Genomic DNA, 19,186 nt, shown 5'->3' with positions numbered 1-19,186 from the left:
GGTGTGGTTACCACACACACGCCGATCACCAGGAGGTCCTCGTGCCCCACGCTAATGCTTCGCTGACCCCGAAGGGGCGATTGAAACTCGCCAAATTGATCGTCGATGACGGTTGGCCGATCCGGCGGGCTGGCGAGCGGTTCCAGTGCTCGCCGGCCACGGCGAAGAAATGGGCCGATCGCTACCGCATCGGTGGCGCTGAGGCGATGTTCGACCGGCCCAGCCGCCCTCACCGCAGCCCCAACCAGCTGCCGGTACGTCGGGAGCGCCGGATCGTCAAGCTGCGCTTCACCCGCCGCTGGGGCGCTGATCGTATCGCCGCACACCTGCACGTGCCGCGTTCAACGGTGCAGGCAGTGCTCAAGCGCTACAAGATGCCTCTGCTGCGGCACCTGGATCAGGCCACTGGTCTGCCGGTACGCCGCCCGAAGCCCAACCGCTACGAGCACGCGGCGCCGGGCGATCTGGTGCATGTGGACATCAAAAAGCTCGGTCGCATCCCTGATGGCGGCGGACACCGCAAGCTCGGCCGGCAAGCCGGGCGCAAAAACTGCAGCGGGATGGGCTACGCCTACCTGCATCACGCGGTCGACGACCATAGCCGCCTGGCCTACTCCGAGGAACTCGGCGATGAACGCAAGGAGACCGCCGCGGCGTTCTGGCGCAACGCCAATACCTTCTTCGCCGAGCATGGCATTACCGTTCGACGCGTCCTGACCGACAACGGATCCTGCTACCGCTCAAAGTGTTTCGCCCAAGCGTTGGGTGACGACGTCGCGCATAAGAGAACCCGGCCGTATCGGCCGCAGACCAATGGCAAGGTGGAACGCTTCAATCGCACCCTGACCGCCGAGTGGGCCTACGCCCAGACCTACGGGTCCAACGCCGCGCGCTCAGCGACCTACCAAGACTGGCTGCATCACTACAATCACCACCGACCCCACACCGGCATCGGAGGCAAGCCCCCCATCGAGCGCCTACGCGTTCACAACCTGGCCGTCAAGAACAGCTAGGCCGCCGCCGCCGGTACCGCCGTTCTTGCCGTCACCACCGGCGCCGCCCTGAGACGTGCCGCTGGCTTCAGCGCCGGTCCCACCGGCAGCGATAGATGCACCACTGCCGTTGCCGCCGTGACCGCCGCCGTCGGCGTTGCCGCCGTTACCACCGGTGGACGTGCCGTGCGCCGTCCCGCCGGGACCGCCGGCGTCGCCGGTGACACCCACGACCTGCGTCGTCTTGCCGCTCTGAATGTCGGATTGGCCGCCTTTACCGCCGACGCTGTTGGCGCCGGTGGCATCGCCGCCGTTTCCGGCGGTGGAATGACCGTACGACAAGCCTTGCGGCCCGGCCTCGAGCTCGCCGAACGAACCGTTGCCGCCGTGACCGCCATTGGTGCCGGCTCCGCCGTTACCACCGGTGGCGAAGGCTTCGAGTCCGGGGCCACCGATCGTGCCGCCGGGACCTGCGGTTCCGGTGCCGTCGACGACGAGGAGGCCGGCGCCGCCGTCGCCGCCGATTCCGTTTGTTCCGGTGCCGCCGTCGCCGCCCAGGGCGCTGGCCCCGATGACACTGCCGCCGTTGACGGTGCCGGTACCCGGGTCGAAGTAGATAGCGCCCGCTCCCGCGGTTCCGCCGGTGCCTCCGGCGATACCCGCGCCACCCAGGCCGCCGGTGGCGCTGCTGCCGGAGACGGTGCCGCCACCGGACGCCGCGACGTACCCTGCGCCGCCGGTCTGGCCGGTGCCGCCGTTGGTGCCGCCGGCTCCGCCTTGTCCACCCTTGGCGACGGTGTTGTCGGACACGCTGCTGCCGGTGCCGTCCGCGAAGATGCTGGCGGTGCCTCCACCGCCCCCGTGTCCGCCGGCCGAGGTGCCCGTGCCGTCGCCGCCTCGGCCACCGAGCCCGCCGATAGCGGAGCTCTCGGTGATGGATCCACCATTTGTGGCGCTGACTTGGGCAGCTCCGCCGTCGCCGCCAGTGCCGCCGCTGATGCCGTTCCCGCCTTTGCCGCCGTCGCCACCGCCACCGCTCCGCACGAGGGTGTCGGAAACGCCTTCGCCGGTGACGTTGACCAGGGCGGAGTTCCCGCCATTACCCCCGGTGCCGCCCACGCCGTCGCCGCCCTCGCCACCGGCTCCGCCGTTACCGCCCTGCACGGTCATGTCGGTGGAGACGGTGCCATTGAGCGGCACGAGCCTGGCGATACCGCCGTTTCCGCCGTGGCCACCCACCGCACCGTTCGTGCCGTTGATGCCGCCGTCACCACCGTTACCCCCGATCGAGGTGCCGTTCACGATTGGAGTGCCTAGGGGGGTGGTGTCGGTGTTGGCCGTCGTCCATGCGTAGCCACCGTCGCCGCCGCTACCGCCGAGTCCCGCACCTCCCTTGCCGCCGGTCGCGTGGCCGTCCGCACTGCCGAACAAGCCGCCGATCTGGGCGTCCCCGCCAGTGCCACCTTGCGCACCACCGGCACTCGCGCCGCCGCCGGCTCCACCGGTGGCCGTGCCGGTGGCCTGACCGTCGGCTCCGCCGGAGAGCAGCACTCCATACCCACCGGTGCCACCGTGGCCGCCGTTGGTGGCGTCGCCGCCGTTGCCGCCGGTCGCGTCGCCGTGGGAGATGCCGCCGACGTTGCTGCCGTAGCCGGCTTGGACTTCACCGCCGCTGAAAGCGGGGTTGTAAGCGTTGCCGCCGACGCTGCCGACGCCGGTGCCGCTGCCGCCGTTGCCGCCGGTGCCGGTTCCGCTGGCGATGCCATAGGTACGGGCGTTGACGTCACCGAGGCCGCCGTAGCCGCCGATGCCTCCGTTTATGCCGTCGCCACCCTTACCGCCGTAACCAAAGCCGCTGGCGTGGGCGTTCACACCGTTGGCAACGATCGCACCCTGCCCACCGTCGCCACCGGTGCCGGTACCGACGGCGGCACCGCCCATGCCGCCCTTGGCCGTACCCCCGGCGGTGCTGCCCGTGCCGTTGGCAGCGATCGTCGCCGCGCCGCCGGTGCCACCGTGACCGCCGGCTGCCGTGGAGCTGCCGTCGCCGCCGTGTCCGCCCTCACCGCCGGTCGCGGTACCGCTGACCGTGCCGGAGTCAGTGGCCTGGACGAGCGCACCACCCCCACCACCACCACCGCCACCGCCGTAGCCGGGCCCGGTAGCAGTGCCGACAGCACCGGCTCCGCCGGCCCCACCGGTCTTCCCGACCGCGCCGGTACCGACGCTGGCGCCGGTCCCGCCGGCACCACCTGCGCCACCGTTGCCGTTTTCGCCGGTGCCGTGGCCATGGCCGCCCATTCCGCCGGTGCCACCGGTGCCGCCGGCCTGCGCCTGACCGATGTTGCTGAAGCTTTGGTTGCTGAACTGGCCCTGCCCGGCGCCCCCGCTACCACCGGCCCCGCCGGTGCCACCGCTGCCATTCGGGCCTCCTTCACCGCCGGTGCCGCCGTTACCACCGTGGCCCGCGGTGACTCCGCTACCACCGTCGGCGCCGGCGCCACCCTTCCCGCCGTCGCCGCCGTCGCCGAGTGCGCCGCCGGTACCACCGGTTCCGCCGTTACCACCGGTGCCGTTGCTCAACGGCGAGGCGAACGTGCCGAGCGCACCGTCGCCGCCCTTCCCACCGTCGCCGCCGCTGGTTGCCGCGGCACCCCCATGACCGGCCGCGCCCGGCGTTCCGGTGCCGGCCAATCCGCCGGTGCCGGCAGCGCCGCCGCTGCCGCCGGTGGCGTGCGGGGTGCCCGGATCGCCGCCGTGGCCACCGTGCCCGCCGTTGCCGTTGCTCAGCGGCGAGGCAAAAGTGCCGGTCGCGCCGGTGCCGCCGGTTCCGCCGAGGCCGGCATTTCCACCGTTACCCCCGTGTCCACCGTTGCCATTGGCGCCCGCAGAGCCGAACGCCCCACCGGCACCGCCGCCACCGCCGTTGCCGCCGTTGCCGGCGGCCCCGCCATTGCCGCCGTTGCCGGCGTCGCCGCCGACACCGGTACCCGTACCGGCGAAGCTGCCGGTTTCACCCGTGCCGCCGGTACCACCCGCGCCACCGTCGCCGCCGGCACCACCGGTCCCACCGGCCCCGCCGGAGGAGAAGAGTCCATGCGCTACACCGCCTGCGCCGCCATTCCCGCCCTGAGCGCCGGCGCCGCCATTACCCCCGATGGCACCGACGTTGTTGGTGGTGCCGATCGCGCCCGCTCCGCCGGCGCCGCCCATCCCGCCGGCTCCGCCGTTGCCCCACAGCCAACCACCGGCCCCACCGGTCCCGCCGCTGCCGCCGGCGGTGCCGTTAGCGCCGTTGGTGCCGGTCCATCCGGCTCCCCCGGTCCCGCCGGTGCCGCCAAATCCGAACAGGCCGGCGGATCCGCCAGCGCCGCCAGCGCCGCCGGGTGTGGTGGCTGTACCCGCCACACCGGAGCCACCATTACCTCCGTTACCCCAGAGCCAGCCGCCGTCGCCGCCGGCCTGTCCGGTCCCTGCCGCGCCGTTGACTCCGTCACCGATGAGCGCCCGCCCGGTAAGGAACTGGCTGGGGGCATTGATCACGCCGAGGATGTCCTGCTCCAGCGTTTGCAGCGGCGACGCCGCGGCGGCGTCGGCCGCCGCGTAGGCGAACCCACCGGAGTTCAAGGTCTGCACGAACTGGTTGTGGAACTGCGCGACCTGTGAGCTCAGCGCCTGGTATTCCTGGCCGAAGGTGCCGAACAGCGCCGAGATCGCCGCCGACACCTCGTCCTGAGCGGCCGCGGCGAGCTGGGTCGTGGAACCAGCAGCTGCCGCGTTCGCCGACGTGATCGCCGCTCCGATCCCGGTCAAGTCCACCGACGCGGCGGCCAATCCCTCAGGTACTGCGATCACATAAGAAGACATCTGCAACTCCCAACAGTTCGTGCTGACCAACTCGCCGCGGCCGGTGAAGACCATTCCGAAGACTACGCGCGATGTCCGTATTCATTGCCATTTTTCAACTGATTTTTTTGGCGCGGAATTCGGCCAGTAAACGCTCATGAATCATGATTTATGGAAGTACATATGTGCATATATACGAGTGTCAGTGTGCCCATAATGATGGCTGGAAATGCTGGCGCAATTATTTCTTGAAGCGGTGCGCTACAGCATTTGCTACAACGCCTCTGAACACGCTTATTCGGGCAGTTCCCAATTAGCTACATGACCGGAGTTCGCTTCGTCGGCCACGCGCGTTAATATGGATGAGCATATTCATCTGCCATAGCAGCCAGTCGGTTAAGGATTTTGTTACTGCGCACCGGGCCGGCGCGCCCGCTCGACCGGTTGAAGTGGTCAAGCGCGGGCCGAGGCAAGCCCGGCGGGAATTCGCTCACCGGCGCAAAATAAGCATTATCAGGGACCCGGCCTGATCGCAGCATCGCGTCGCCCGGGACACCTCGGTCCGGCAGCAGCAGCCGGCCTCGCGGCCGGCGAATTAACCCAGCTCGGTGTAGGTCTGCAAGAGGGCAGCGACTACCAACGCTTGCAGACTCGTCTGCTCATCAGCGGCCAACCGCTTCAGCGCGCGGTGCAGGTCGCGCGGCAAGTCGAGCGTGGTCCGGCTACCACCACTAGCGCCGCGGTGAACCATCGACGCCCGCGCCAAACCCACCGGATCCTGCAGTCCCGATTTGATGGCGACGCGAATCAGTTCACCCATGGTGGTCTCGCAGTCCAGTGCGCGCCGTTTAAGGGCGGTACGCATCGCTGGATGCAGGTGCAGCGTGGTGCGCATTGCCTCGTGCACCAGTGACGGCGTCGACGGCATCGCGCGTGCCGCAGCGTCATAGCCCTGGAACGCACTGGCCGCCCGCGCGGTCGCCGCGGCTCCGGTCGGCCGGCGGATCACCGCGGCGCGCACCACGTCCGCTACCGAAACTTTCTCGTTCATAACGTTGCGGCCTCCCCCTCGATCCATGCCGCCGCCCTCAGTTCGTCGAAGACGTTCTCATAGTCTCGCAGATGCGCCGGAATGGCCCGGCCGAACGCACGCTCGATCGTTATCAGGTGCCGCACACTGCTGCGCAGCACGGGCGCACTTGCCTCGATCAACGCCCGCGGCATCTCCGTCGCCTCGACTTTCCGCTTGTCCACCAGGGTCAGCAGAATCGTCGTGGCACGGTGCTGGGTGATGTCCAGCGTCGGCCACAGTCGGTCGATGTCCGCAGCGCGCACCCCGGTCGGGATGATCACCAGGTCGGCGACATCGATCGCCGCATCAATCGCCGCCGCCACTCCCGGTGGACTATCCACCAAGATCAGCTCGCCGGGCCCGCTGACCAACGCTCGCACGCCGGCCGCCGTCCCCAGGCTGACATCGAACGGCAACGGCGCCCCCAGATGAGCCGCCCGATCGGCCCATGACGACGCCGATCCTTGCGGGTCAGCGTCCACGACACGTACCGCAACCCCCCGTTGCACGGCCGTCGCGGCCAAGAACATCGCCGTCGTCGTCTTCCCGACACCGCCCTTGGTATGTACAAGTGACCAGATCACATCTCTCCGAAAACCTCACGCGTCACCTAGGTACTGCCCGAACACGGCAGATAAGGCCGACGTCTCATCTGAACCCGCCGATTGACTTACCCCGACGCGCAGGAATGCCGAGAGACCCCACGAGGGGGACGCTACGCGGTTGCCTATGAATTTTGTATGTCTTTCCACGATTCTTTTGTGGAAACCTGCAAGGTCTGCTCATGGGCTTCTCGACGCACAGCAGCAAACTCGGCGACAGAAGGACCCGCCGCGGCTCGAGCAGCCTGGCCCAGCGCCCGCGGGAATCGCCCCCGGACCGAGACGATCCCTCACATCCGCGGTAGCCTACCAGCCGCTACCTGCGGTGATGCGGTGCGAGTTGCCGGTCGGATGCGCTGCCCTGCTATTTACTTGCGGCGGTACATCAGCCCGTTCGTATGGGGCGGTGCTTTGCATGGGGCTGAGACGGCTCGCCGTTTTCCGCTAACGTCAATTTCCGGGATGCATTAAGCGAAGCGCTTGAACTGCAGCGTCAAATTGGGGGTGGTCTGGTGCCGGCGCGGGTGACCGTTACACCGGACGCCCGCGGGCCGGGACGCGACTGTGCGGCGTCGGATGTCGTACCCCCGACCTACAGTTGCCGCTGTGTTCTTCGCCGACGGCAACCTCGTCTACAGCGCATCGGATCTCGCGTCCGCCGCGCGGTGCGAGTATGCGCTGTTACGGGATCTCGACGCCCAGCTCGGTCGGTGTCCCGCGCCCGCTGTCGAGGACGACTTGCTGGCCCGCACGGCCGCGCTCGGCGAGCAGCATGAACACCGCCGGCTGGATCGGCTGCGCGCGCAGTTCGGCGACGAAATCGCCGTCATCGGTCGCCCCGCCTACACGTACGCCGGGCTGAGCGCTGCCGCCGAAGCCACCCGACGCGCCATCGCCGAGCGCGCTCCGGTGGTGTATCAGGCTGCCATGTTCGACGGCCGCTTCGTCGGTTTCGCCGACTTCCTGATTCGCGACGGTGAGCAGTACCGCGTCACCGACACCAAACTTGCCCGTTCCCCCAAAGTCACCGCGCTGCTACAACTGGCGGCTTACGCCGACGCACTCAGCGCGGCCGGGGTACCGGTCGCGGCCGAGGCTGAGCTGGAACTCGGCAACGGCACCGCGGTGTCCTACCGCGTCAGCGACCTGATCCCGGTTTATCGCGCCCAGCGCGCCCATCTACAACGTCTGCTCGACGATCACCACGCCGCCGGGCACGCGGTGCGCTGGGACGACGACAGCGTGCAGGGCTGTTTCCGCTGTGCGCTGTGCGTCGAGCAGTTGCGGGCATCCGACGACCTGCTGATGGTCGCCGGCATGCGGGTCAGCCAACGCGAAAAGCTGATCAGCGCCGGCATCACCACCATCGGCAAGCTGGCCAACAACAGTGACCCGGTGCGGGACCTGGCCGCACCGGCACTCGGCAAGCTGACGGCGCAAGCCAAACTGCAACTGCTGCAACGTGATACTGAAACACCGACGTATGAACTCGCCGACCCGCAGCCCCTGGCGCTGTTGCCCGAGCCCAATGCCGGCGACCTGTTCTTCGACTTCGAGGGCGATCCGCTGTGGACCGCCGACGGCCAGCAGTGGGGGCTGGAATATCTATTCGGCGTCCTGGAAGCCACGCCGGCAGGCCAGTTCCGTCCGCTGTGGGCACACAACCCGGTGGAGGAACGCCAGGCGCTCAAGGACTTCTTGGCAATGGTGGCCAAACGCCGCAAGCGCTATCCCGGCATGCACATCTATCACTACGCGGCGTATGAGAGGACCGCGCTACTGCGGCTGGCCGGGCGCTACGGCGTCGGGGAGGACGAGGTCGACGATCTGCTCCGCAATGGTGTGCTTGTTGACCTTTATCCGTTGGTGCGCAAGAGCATTCGGGTGGGCGCGGAGTCTCTCAGCCTCAAGGCGCTGGAGCCGCTGTACATGGGCAGTGAATTGCGGCGCGGCGAGGTCACCACCGCATCCGCCTCGATCACCGCCTACGCGCAGTACTGCGAGAAGTTGGCCGCAGGCCGCGCCGACGAAGCCGCCGCCGTGCTCAAGGAGATCGAGGAATACAACCACTACGACTGCCTGTCGACCCGCAAACTGCGCGACTGGCTGGTCATCCTGGCCTGGGAATCCGGTGTCACACCGATGGGCGTGCAACCGGTGCCCCAACGCGACGCCATCAAAAGCGACGATCAACTCGCAACGACACTGGCCAGGTTCACCGGCGACGCCGCGATCGCCGACCGCACCGCAGCACAGACGGCGGTGGCGCTGCTGTCCGCGGCGCGCGGCTATCACCAGCGCGAGGACAAGCCGTTCTGGTGGTCACACTTCGACCGGCTGAATTATCCGGTCGACGAATGGGCCGACGACACAGACGTTTTCGTGGTAGAAGACACTTCGCTCGTCGCCGACTGGCATACTCCGCCGCGCGCCCGAAAACCGCAGCGGCATCTCCAGTTGATCGGCGAACTGGCCCGCGGCGACCTCAAAGGCGATGTGTTCGCGCTCTACGAGCCACCCGCGCCGACCGGCATGGCCGCCGACCCGGACCGCCGGGGCGCCGCACCCGCCAAGATCGTCGACGTCGACGACCCAAGCCTGCCCACCAAGGTGACCATCCTGGAGCGAACAGGCAAGGACGGCAACACATTCGACCACCGGCCGTTCGCGCTCACGCCCGGCCCGCCGGTACAGACTACTGTGCTGCGCGAGTCCATCGCAGCGACCGCGCAGCTGATCGCCGACGGGCTGCCGCAACTGCCGCGCACCGCGTTGTCCGACGTGCTGCTGCGCAACCCGCCCCACACCCATGGCGGAGTTGCGCTGCCGCGCAGCACCGACGTCATCGCCGACATCACCACGGCGACACGCAACCTGGACTCGTCGTATCTGGCGGTGCACGGCCCGCCCGGAACGGGCAAGACCTACACCGCCGCCCGGGTGATCCAGCAGCTGGTGGTCGAACACGGTTGGCGCATCGGTGTCGTCGCCCAATCGCACGCGGCGGTGGAGAACGTGTTGGGCTGCACGATCGAGGCCGGTCTGGATCCGGCACTGGTCGCCAAGAGAGGTGGCGACCGCGCCGCAGCGCGCTGGCAGGATATCAACGCCAGCGAATACCCGTCCTTCATCGCCGGACACGCCGGCTGCGTGATCGGCGGCACCGCCTGGGATTTCGCCAACGCCAACCGGGTGCCGCCCGGCAGCCTGGATTTGTTGGTCATCGACGAGGCGGGACAGTTCTGCCTGGCCAACACCATTGCCGTAGCACCGGCGGCAACCAACCTGCTGCTGCTCGGCGATCCCCAGCAACTGCCGCAGGTCAGCCAGGGCACCCATCCCGAACCGGTGGACATCTCCGCGCTGGAATGGCTGGTCGACGGCCAGCGCACGCTGCCCGACGAGCGCGGCTACTTCTTGGACCTCTCCTACCGGATGCATCCCGACGTGTGCGCGGCCGTCTCGAAGTTGTCCTACGAGGGCCGTTTGCACTCCCACGCCGAGAGCACCACCGCGCGCCGGCTGGCCGGCTCCGAGCCCGGTTTGCGCGTGCTTCCCGTTGCACACCACGGCAATTCGACCGAGAGCGCCGAAGAGGCGGAAGCGATCGCTGTGGAGATTCAGGGCCTGCTGGACCGTATGTGGACCGACGAGAAAGGCCCCCGCCCGCTCGGCCCACGCGATGTGATGGTGCTGGCCCCGTACAACGCGCAGGTAGCACTGATCCGGCAGCGATTGGCCGGGGCCGGGCTCAACGACGTCCGGGTGGGCACCGTCGACAAATTTCAGGGTGGCCAGGCACCGGTGGTGTTCATCTCGATGACAGCTTCGTCGATCGAGGACGTACCGCGCGGAATCTCGTTTCTGCTCAACCGAAATCGGCTCAACGTGGCCATCAGCAGGGCGCAGTACGCGGCGGTGATCGTCCGCTCGGAGTCGCTGACCCAGTACCTGCCCGCGACACCGGCCGGGTTGCTGGAACTGGGCGCGTTCCTGGCGCTGACGGGGGGTGGTTGAGCGACTACGGCAATTCACGCGGCGACGCCGCAGGCGATTCGAGATGAGAACCGTTGCGGGAGAGTCCGTTCGACCCGTGACCGAAACCCACAACGGCCGCCGCCGGCGGTGTCGAATCGTGCGGATCGCGCGACCAGTCGTCGGGGGTCGGCGGGCGTCGACTCAGGGCGACCACCGGCTTGGTATCGGACTCGTCGGCGCAGAACGGCTCCCGACGGAGGATGTACTCGACGTACTCGTCGTCGTCCTCCTCCTCGTAGGCCTCGTCGTCGTCTCCAAGGGCGTAGCCGGCCAAGCTGTCGTGTTCAGGCGGACGCCCGCCGGGCCGGGCGGCTCCGGCCAGAAAGAGCGCGGCGATGATCCCGAACAATGCGACGAACGCCGGCAACAGCATCGACTGCGCCATCGCGGCCGAGAACGGCTCGCGCAGAAACACCGGCAGTTGCAGGTTGGTGTCGTCGGGTACCGCCCCGGATCCGCCGCCGGGCAATTCCGCGCCGATCCGCGCCGTCATGAACGCGGCCATGCCCGCACTGCCCAGCACCGCGGCCAGCTGCCGGGTGGCGTTGTACACACCCGAGCCGGCACCCGCCTGTTCCGGCGGCAGATTGCGGGTCGCGGTGGCGGCCAGCGGCGACCAGATGAAGGCCATCGAGGCGCCCAAAGTCAGGAACGCCAGCACCAATCGCCAGATCGGCGTGGCCGGGTCCAAGTCGAACGACAGCCACGTCAGAGAGATCGCCAGCACCGAAAACCCGAAACCCAGCATCGGCACCGGATGGGTCCGGTCGATGAACCTGCCGACGATGGGCGCCAGCACCCCGCTGGCGATCGCCATCGGTGCGAGCAGCAGCGCCGACCGCGTCGGCGACAACCCGCACACCGACTGCGCATAGAACGTCACCGGGAGCATCGTCGCGGTGACCGCGAACGAGATGATGGCCACCCCGATGTTGCACACGCTGAAGTCCCGGTCGCGGAAGATGTCCAGCGGCACCAGCGGTGCGCGGTGATAGACCGACTGCCAGTAGACGAACGCCGACATGAACCCGACGCCGGCGACCAGCACCGCCCAGATCCACGGCGCCCAGTGCGCCGATTGCCCCTCCTGCAGGCCGAAGACGAGCAAGAACATCCCGATCCCGGACAGCGCGACGCCGACGAGATCGAACCGGCGCGAATGCACCGGCAGCGCCGGCACCAGCCACGCTGCCAACGCCACGGCGACGATCCCGACGGGGACGTTGACGAAGAAGATCCACTGCCACCCGAGAGTGTCGACCAGCATGCCACCCGCCAACGGGCCGACCAGGCTGGCGACCCCGGCGGTGGCACCCCACATGCTCATCGCCGCCCCGCGACGGTGAGCCGGGAAGATCCGGGTGATCGTGGACAACGTCTGCGGGGTGAGCACCCCGGCCCCTACGCCCTGCACCACCCGAGCTGCGATCAGCATCGAAGCGGTGCCGGCCAGTCCGCACCACACCGACGCCGCGGTGAAGATCACCAGCCCCACCAAATAAAGGTTCTTCGGACCGAACCGGTCGCCGAGTCGCCCCGCGACCAGCAACACCACGGCGTACCCCAGTAGGTAAGCACTGGTCACCCAGATCACCGTGCCGTACCCGATGTGGAGCTGGGCCATGATCGTCGGGTTGGCCACGGCCACGATGGTCGAGTCCACCATGATCATGAAGAAGCCCAGGATCATCGCCCACAGCGCAGCCCACGGGTTTGCGGAGTAGTTGCCCCCGGCCACCCGGCCGGTCGCTGTGCTCATGCGCGCCTCGTCTCGAAGCCTCGGTTCAATCCAGCCCGCATTATTCCTCGCTGCGCAGTCCGTTCGCGACGCCAGGGGAGGTGTGAGGCGGCGGCGGCCGGGAACACGTTCGTCGAGTCAGAGCGTTTCCCAGTGGAGTCTGTGAAGGTTTTGCACCCGGCACGCTTTTGATGCATGGACGCTAGCCTGGGGAGACGCCCTTGGGAGAGAGAGGCACCATGTTCTTTCGACGCAAGAAGTCGACACCGGAGCAGGCCGGCGACAGCCCCGGCCGGCCGAAGCTGTCCTCGCGGGCTTTGGCGCAGGTCATCGAGCGCAGTTCGCACGTCCAGGGACCGGCAGCCGAGGCCTACGTGAGCCGCCTGCGGCACGCCTCCCCGGGCGCCGACCCCGCCGAGATCGTCGGCCGCCTCGAGAAGCGCTACATCTCGGTGGTGACGGCCAGCGGCGCGGCGATCGGCGCGACCGCGACCTTCCCCGGCATCGGCACCATTGCCGCGCTGTCCGCGGCCGCCGGCGAAACGGCGGTGTTTCTGGAGACCACCGCCCTGTTCGTGCTGGCGCTCGCCTCGGTGTACGGCATTCCGCTCGACGAACGCGAACGCCGTCGCGCCCTGATCCTGGCGGTTCTGGCCGGCGACAGCGGCACGGGTGCGGTCTCCGACCTGATCGGCCCGGGCCGGACCAAGGGTGGTTGGGTGTCGGAGAGCATGGCCTCGCTACCGCTGCCCGCGCTGTCGAAGTTCAACACCCGGATGCTCAAGTACGTGATGAAGCGCTTCGCCCTCAAACGCGGCGCGCTGATGTTCGGCAAGCTCATGCCCATCGGGATCGGCGCCATCATCGGTGCCATCGGCAACCGGGTGGTGAGCAAGAAGATCGTCGGTAACGCGCGATCGGCGTTCGGCCCGCCGCCGGGGCGTTGGCCGGTGACGCTGCACCTGCTGCCACCGGTTCGGGACGCCAGCTGATGGGCTGCCCCGGTCTCGCTGGCTAATCGCAGGCAAAGCGCTAGCCTTTATGGGTCACAAGAGGTCGGAAAGCCGGACCCGACCACCCAGGGTGTGAGGCGGCCGGCCAAGCCGGGACGCACAACGTCGCAGGCGTCGCGTTAAACGTCTGCAGGACAAAAGAATTGAGGCGAACAGCGGCCGTGGCCAATATAAGTTCACCATTCGGGCAAAACGAGTGGCTGGTCGAGGAGATGTACCGCAAGTTCCGCGACGACCCCTCCTCGGTCGATCCCAGCTGGCACGAATTCCTCGTCGACTACAACCCCGAGGCCACTCACGAGGACGCCGCTCAGAGCGACGCGGCGCCAGCCAGCCCTGCACCCGCGAAGGACAAACCCGCCGCGGAACCGAAGTCCGCGCCGCAAGCCGCTAAGCCCGCAGTGCAACCGGCCAAAAGCACCGCGGCGTCCGGCAACGGTGCGCCGGCCCCCAAGCCCGCGCCGGAAGCCAAGGCCCCCACCAAGGCCCCCACCAAGGCTGCCGCCCCCACCAAGGCCGCCGCGCCCCCGCCCGGCGAGGGTGACGAGGTGCAGGTGCTGCGCGGAGCCGCTGCTGCCGTCGTCAAGAACATGTCGGCGTCACTGGAGGTGCCGACGGCGACCAGCGTGCGGGCCATCCCGGCCAAGCTGCTCATCGACAACCGGATCGTCATCAACAACCAGCTCAAGCGCACCCGCGGCGGCAAGATCTCGTTCACCCACCTGCTGGGGTACGCGCTGGTGCAGGCGGTCAAGCAATTCCCGAACCTGAACCGTCACTATGCCGAGGTCGACGGCAAACCGAACGCCGTCACCCCAGCCCACACGAATCTGGGTCTGGCCATCGACCTGCAGGGCAAGGACGGCAAGCGCTCGCTGGTCGTGGCCGGCATCAAGGGCTGCGAGGAGTTGCGGTTCGCCGAGTTCGTCTCCGCCTACGAAGACATCGTGCGCCGCGCCCGCGACGGCAAGCTGACCGCCGAAGACTTTGCCGGAGTGACGATTTCGTTGACCAACCCGGGAACGATCGGCACCGTGCACTCGGTGCCGCGGCTGATGGCCGGCCAGGGTGCCATCATCGGTGTGGGTGCGATGGAGTATCCCGCCGAATTCCAGGGCGCCAGTCCCGAGCGCATCGCTGAACTGGGCATCGGCAAGCTGATCACCCTCACCTCGACCTACGACCACCGCATCATCCAGGGCGCGGAATCCGGTGACTTCCTGCGGACCATCCACGAGATGTTGCTCTCGGACGGCTTCTGGGACGAGATCTTCCGCGAACTGAGCATTCCGTACCTGCCGGTGCGGTGGAGCACGGACAACCCGGACTCGATCGTCGACAAGAACGCCCGCGTGATGAACCTGATCGCGGCGTACCGCAACCGCGGTCACCTGATGGCCGACATCGACCCGCTGCGCCTGGACAGCACCCGGTTCCGCAGCCACCCAGACCTGGAAGTGCTCACCCACGGGCTGACGCTGTGGGACCTCGACCGGGTGTTCAAGGTCAGCGGATTCGCCGGGGCCGAATACAAGAAACTGCGCGACGTGCTGGGCCTGTTGCGCGACGCGTACTGCCGCCACATCGGCGTGGAGTACACCCACATCCTCGACCCCGAGCAACTGCGCTGGCTGGAACAACGGGTTGAGACCAAGCACGTCAAACCGACTGTGGCGCAACAGAAATACATTCTGAGCCGGCTGAATGCCGCCGAGGCGTTCGAGACCTTCCTGCAGACCAAGTACGTCGGGCAGAAGCGGTTCTCGCTGGAGGGCGCCGAAAGCGTCATCCCGATGATGGACGCCGCGATCGACCAGTGCGCCGAGCACGGGCTGGACGAAGTGGTGATCGCGATGCCGCACCGCGGCCGGCTCAATGTGCTGGCCAATATCGTCGGCAAGCCGTACTCGCAGATCTTCAGCGAGTTCGAGGGCAACCTGAACCCGTCACAGGCACACGGTTCCGGCGACGTGAAATACCACCTGGGCGCGGCCGGGGTGTATTTCCAGATGTTCGGCGACAACGACATCAAGGTGTCGCTGACCGCCAACCCGTCGCACCTGGAAGCCGTCGACCCGGTGCTGGAAGGTCTGGTGCGGGCCAAGCAGGATCTGCTCGACCACGGCTCGTCGGACACCGACGAGGCGAAGGCGTTCTCGGTGGTGCCGCTGATGCTGCACGGCGACGCGGCGTTCGCCGGCCAGGGCGTGGTCGCCGAGACGCTGAACCTGGCGCACCTGCCCGGTTATCGCGTCGGCGGCACCATCCACATCATCGTCAACAATCAGATCGGCTTCACCACCGCGCCGGAGTACTCACGCTCCAGCGAATACTGCACCGACGTCGCGAAGATGATCGGCGCCCCGATCTTCCACGTCAACGGCGACGATCCCGAGGCGTGCGTGTGGGTGGCTCAGTTGGCCGTGGACTTCCGGCAGCGGTTCAAGAAAGACGTCATCATCGACATGCTGTGCTACCGCCGTCGCGGTCACAACGAGGGTGACGACCCGTCGATGACGAACCCCTACATGTACGACGTCGTGGACAACAAGCGCGGCGTCCGCAAGAGCTACACCGAAGCCCTGATCGGCCGCGGTGACATCTCGCTCAAAGAAGCCGAAGACGCCTTGCGGGACTATCAGGGCCAGCTGGAGCGGGTGTTCAACGAGGTCCGCGAACTGGAGAAACACGGCGCGCTGCCCAGCGAGTCGGTGGAAGCCGACCAGATGATCCCGGCCGGACTGGACACCTCGGTGGACAAATCACTGCTGGCCCGCATCGGCGACGCGTTCCTGGCGCTGCCCGAGGACTTCACCGCACATCCGCGGGTGCAACCGGTGCTGGAGAAGCGCCGGGAGATGGCCTACGAGGGCAAGATCGACTGGGCCTTCGGGGAGTTGCTCGCACTGGGATCGTTGGTGGCCGAGGGCAAGCTGGTCCGGTTCTCCGGGCAGGACACCCGCCGCGGCACCTTCTCACAACGGCATTCGGTGATCATCGACCGCAGTACCGGCGCAGAGTTCACCCCGCTGCAGCTGTTGGCCGTGAACAAGGACGGCGCGCCTACCGGCGGCAAATTCCTGGTCTACGACAGCCCGCTGTCGGAATATGCCGCGGTGGGCTTCGAATACGGCTACACGGTGGGCAATCCGGAGGCCGTGGTGCTGTGGGAAGCGCAGTTCGGCGACTTCGTCAACGGCGCGCAGTCCATCATCGACGAATTCATCAGCTCCGGCGAAGCCAAGTGGGGCCAGCTGTCTACCGTGGTGCTGCTGCTGCCGCACGGACACGAGGGGCAGGGTCCCGACCACACGTCGGGCCGCATCGAGCGCTTCCTGCAGCTGTGGGCCGAGGGTTCGATGACGATCGCGGTGCCGTCGACCCCGGCCAACTACTTCCACCTGCTGCGCCGGCACGCGATGGACGGCGTGATGCGCCCGCTGATCGTGTTCACGCCGAAGTCGATGCTGCGCAACAAGGCCGCGGTCAGCGACATCAGGGACTTCACCGAGATGAAGTTCCGCTCGGTGCTCGAGGAATCCACCTACGAGGACGGCGACGGTGACCGCAGCAAGGTCAGCCGGATCCTGCTGACCAGCGGCAAGCTCTATTACGAGCTGGCGGCCCGCAAAGCCAAGGACAAGCGCGACGACGTCGCGATCGTCCGCGTGGAGCAGCTCGCGCCGCTGCCCCGCCGTCGGCTCGAGGAGACGCTGGACCGCTACGAGAACGCCAAGCAGTACTTCTGGGTCCAGGAGGAACCCGCCAACCAGGGTGCGTGGCCGTCGCTGGGACTGACGCTGCCCGAGGTGCTGCCGGAGAAGCTCGGTGGGATCAAGCGGATCTCGCGGCGTGCCATGTCGGCGCCGTCGTCGGGTTCGTCGAAGGTGCATGCGGTGGAGCAGCAGGAGATCATCGACACCGCTTTTGCCTAGCGCGAACAGACGCAAAGGTCCCCAAAACCGGCCGGTTTTGGGGACCTTTGCGTCTGTTCGGCGGTGACGGGGGTAGCTCCCAAACTGCGAGCGACCGTGTCTGTACGACGACACACCGCGCTGGCTGGCATGTTGCGGACGCTCGTGAGCTAGCCGCTCACGCCGGAATTGCCGGTCGCGCCGTTGCCGCCGACGGCACCCGCGGTTGAACCGGAACCGCCCGCGCCTCCAGTGCCGCCGCCGCCGGCAGTGCCACCACCCCCCGGGCCACCCGGCGTCTTGATGCTGTCCAAGCCGCCGGTCGCGGTCCCGCCCTTCCCGCCATCACCACCGTCGCCGCCGCCGCCGCCAACACCGCCGGCGCCACCCGCGCCCGCGCTGCCGCTGGATCCGGCCTGGCCCAGGAAGCCGCCCTCGCCCGCCGCGCCGGCGGCACCACCGGCACCGCCCGCACCGCCCGTACCGCCGACGCCACCGCTGCCTCCGAGACCTCCGTTGCCGCCGAACGATCTCTCGCCGACCTGCGTCGCGATCGCTGAGCTGGTGCCGCCGTTGCCCGCCGATCCGCCGTCGCCGCCGAGACCGCCGGATCCGCCGAGACCACCCGTGCCCCCGGTGCCGGCGGCACCGCCGGCGCCGAACAGCAGCCCGCCGTGGCCGCCGGCCCCCCCGACACCTCCGTTGCCACCCGTTCCGCCGGTGCCCCCGACGCCGCCCACGCCCCCGATGCCGCCGGTTCCGCCGACGGCGGTGACAGCAATAAAGCTGGCCCTAGAGGTGGAGCTACCTCCGGCACCGCCGGTACCACCGTTCGCCGCTGTGCCGCCCGCGCCGCCGGTGCCGCCGGTGCCGCCGTGTCCGCCGGCCCCGCCGCTACCGAACAGCAGCCCGCCATTGCCCCCGACACCGCCGGCACCGCCAATCCCGCCGCTGCCTGCGGCACCAGCGTCGCTACCGAATCCGCCAACACCGCCGACGCCTCCGGTGCCACCACTGGTGTCCGCGCCGGGAACCGAGCCGGTGTACAGGAAATCTGGGGACCCGCCGGTCCCACCAGTGCCGCCGACCTGACCAAGAGTGCCATCGACGCCGGTGCCTCCGGTAAAGCCAACCTGAGTCGCGACCTGGCCGGTGGCGCCGGTGGCGGCCGTGCCGTTGTCCGGGGTGACGGCGGTGGTGCCGGCCAGACCGGTGCCGCCCTGCCCGCCGGCGCCCCCGCTGCCGAACAAGACGGCGTTCCCGCCGGCACCGCCGGCGCCGGGGTTGCCGTTGTTGACGCCAAGGGCTGCGGCCCCACCGAGGCCGCCGGCGCCGCCATTGCCGTACAGCACGCCGCCGGCACCGCCGTCGCCCCCGTTAGCCCCGGCTCCACCGCCACCACCGGTGCCACCGTTGCCGAAGAGCCCGGCGCTGCCGCCGTTACCCCCAACCACGCCGTCGGCCGTTTGCGTGAAACCGGCGCCGCCGTTGCCGGCCAGGATCCCGCCGGCACCGCCGTTGGGATTCGTCGCCGTTCCGTTGACCCCGTCGCCGATCAGGGGGCGCCCCAGCACCGCTTGGGTGGGCGCGTTGAGCAGGTCGAGCAGGGGTTGCAGCGGACCGGCGTTGGCGGCCTCGGCGCTGGCGTAAGCGCCCGCAGCGGCCTGTGCCGCGGTCACGAACTGGGCATGAAATGCTGCCGCCTGCGCGCTGAGCCGCTGGAAACTCTGGGCGTGCCCGCCGAACACCGCCGCGATCGCCGCCGATATCTCATCGGCAGCCGCCGGCAGCACCCCGGTGGTAGCGGCCGCGGCAACGGTATTCGCCGCCGTGATTCCCGAACCGATGCTCGCCAACTCCGTCGCGGCCGCCTCAAGCGCCGCGGGGACAGCAACGACAAACGACACGTCAACTCCCTAACCTTTGGTCATCGACGGAGGTCGAATCGGTACCAAGGGTACGGCTTGCGCG

General features: G+C 68.4%; 9 protein-coding genes. 4 read left to right on the top strand and 5 right to left on the bottom strand.

The window, feature by feature from the left end; genetic code table 11:
• Nucleotides 1–41: 41 nt before the first annotated feature.
• Nucleotides 42–1,013: an IS481 family transposase gene (locus AC5Y46_RS00680; RefSeq protein WP_499989791.1), complete on the top strand. Its 972-nt coding sequence runs from the start codon at nt 42–44 to the stop codon at nt 1,011–1,013.
• On the opposite strand, the gene AC5Y46_RS00675 is transcribed toward AC5Y46_RS00680, so the two are convergent.
• The 3 genes from AC5Y46_RS00675 to AC5Y46_RS00665 all read right to left on the bottom strand — a co-directional run bounded on the left by AC5Y46_RS00675 (nt 978) and on the right by AC5Y46_RS00665 (nt 6,494).
• On the bottom strand, nt 978–4,859 hold the full coding sequence (locus AC5Y46_RS00675) for a PE family protein (protein WP_499989790.1): 3,882 nt from the start codon (nt 4,857–4,859) through the stop codon (nt 978–980). The two genes, AC5Y46_RS00680 and AC5Y46_RS00675, sit on opposite strands and share 36 nt — an antisense overlap.
• 574 nt (nt 4,860–5,433) lie before the next feature.
• Nucleotides 5,434–5,889 carry a hypothetical protein gene (locus tag AC5Y46_RS00670; protein WP_499989789.1) on the bottom strand — a complete coding sequence of 152 codons (456 nt, stop codon included), beginning with the start codon at nt 5,887–5,889 and terminating at the stop codon, nt 5,434–5,436.
• The gene (locus AC5Y46_RS00665) at nt 5,886–6,494 is read right to left on the bottom strand and encodes a ParA family protein (protein WP_499989788.1); all 609 of its coding nucleotides are present in this window, start codon (nt 6,492–6,494) and stop codon (nt 5,886–5,888) included. The genes AC5Y46_RS00670 and AC5Y46_RS00665 overlap by 4 nt, the downstream gene beginning before the upstream one ends.
• A 624-nt stretch (nt 6,495–7,118) precedes the next feature.
• Here AC5Y46_RS00665 and AC5Y46_RS00660 point away from each other — a divergent pair.
• Nucleotides 7,119–10,529, top strand: coding sequence for a TM0106 family RecB-like putative nuclease (locus tag AC5Y46_RS00660; protein WP_499989787.1), 3,411 nt, complete (start codon nt 7,119–7,121; stop codon nt 10,527–10,529).
• A 4-nt stretch (nt 10,530–10,533) separates the two neighbouring features.
• Here the strand turns inward: AC5Y46_RS00660 and AC5Y46_RS00655 are convergent, their stop codons facing one another.
• A complete protein-coding gene (locus AC5Y46_RS00655) occupies nt 10,534–12,309 on the bottom strand; it encodes an MFS transporter (RefSeq protein ID WP_499989786.1) in 1,776 nt (591 codons plus the stop codon).
• A 218-nt stretch (nt 12,310–12,527) separates the two neighbouring features.
• Between AC5Y46_RS00655 and AC5Y46_RS00650 the strand changes: the two genes are divergently transcribed.
• The gene (locus tag AC5Y46_RS00650; RefSeq protein WP_499941178.1) at nt 12,528–13,280 is read left to right on the top strand and encodes a hypothetical protein; all 753 of its coding nucleotides are present in this window, start codon (nt 12,528–12,530) and stop codon (nt 13,278–13,280) included.
• 182 nt (nt 13,281–13,462) lie between these two features.
• Nucleotides 13,463–17,236, top strand: a complete 3,774-nt coding sequence (locus AC5Y46_RS00645) for a multifunctional oxoglutarate decarboxylase/oxoglutarate dehydrogenase thiamine pyrophosphate-binding subunit/dihydrolipoyllysine-residue succinyltransferase subunit (protein ID WP_499989785.1) — start codon at nt 13,463–13,465, stop codon at nt 17,234–17,236.
• A 149-nt stretch (nt 17,237–17,385) separates the two neighbouring features.
• Here AC5Y46_RS00645 and AC5Y46_RS00640 read toward each other — a convergent pair whose 3' ends face one another.
• A complete protein-coding gene (locus AC5Y46_RS00640; RefSeq protein ID WP_499989784.1) occupies nt 17,386–19,122 on the bottom strand; it encodes a PE family protein in 1,737 nt (578 codons plus the stop codon).
• Nucleotides 19,123–19,186: the final 64 nt, after the last annotated feature.

It is taken from the genome of Mycobacterium sp. NGS59 (assembly GCF_059812345.1).
This window is presented reverse-complemented; position numbering and strand designations above follow the sequence as displayed.